Origin of the sequence: Enterobacter cloacae complex sp. 6730903 (genome assembly GCF_048283985.1) — a bacterium.
In the GTDB taxonomy this organism is placed as follows: Bacteria; Pseudomonadota; Gammaproteobacteria; order Enterobacterales; family Enterobacteriaceae; genus Enterobacter; species Enterobacter hormaechei_C.
The window spans coordinates 1-579 of sequence record NZ_JBLVXX010000157.1; the positions used below are offsets into that span (position 1 = coordinate 1).

Below are 579 nucleotides of genomic sequence, written 5' to 3' on the forward strand. Positions count from 1 at the left end.
CAATGTTTTCCATGATAGTTCTCCGAATGAAAGCCTATCCTCAGCATAGTACCGGGAAGGAGGGAGTGACCATCTCATTAAAAATCGTACGCTAAGACCGGTTTGGCTAGCCGGGTAGTAGGAGTCCCATTAGTCACGCCTGCCGGGCTGCGGCTTGGTCTGGTTGAGAACTCGGTTCTTTGTGGCGATGATCCACGAAGTTGCACCCATCGACGCTGTGCTCACAGGCAACAATCTCCAGTTGCAGCGTCGTATGGAAGATGCTGAATCGGTCAGCCAGCAACAACTTGAGGGTTTTGAGCAACTCGTCGGGCCCTATTTCCGGCGCATACACGATATGAGCGGTCATGCTGACCTTGCCGCTCGTGAGCGCCCATACGTGCAAGTCATGCAGCCCTGTCACGCCTGGCACGGCCTGAACAGATGCCATCAAGGCTCCCATGTCAATGCCGTCTGGGACTCCCTCCAGCAAGACATTCAGGGGTCGGTTCCGGCTGAGGGCGAAATGACACCCTAAGCGTTAGCTCTGTGTCGTTGCACGATGTCAGCGACGGTATTCTTGCTGATACCGAGCTCGCG

The 579-nt window shown here is 55.3% G+C and carries 1 protein-coding gene; it reads right to left on the bottom strand.

What is annotated here, in order from left to right:
- Positions 1-133: 133 nt before the first annotated feature.
- Positions 134-430, bottom strand: a complete 297-nt coding sequence (locus ACNQ0W_RS25325) for a hypothetical protein (protein WP_233162077.1) — start codon at positions 428-430, stop codon at positions 134-136.
- Positions 431-579: the final 149 nt, after the last annotated feature.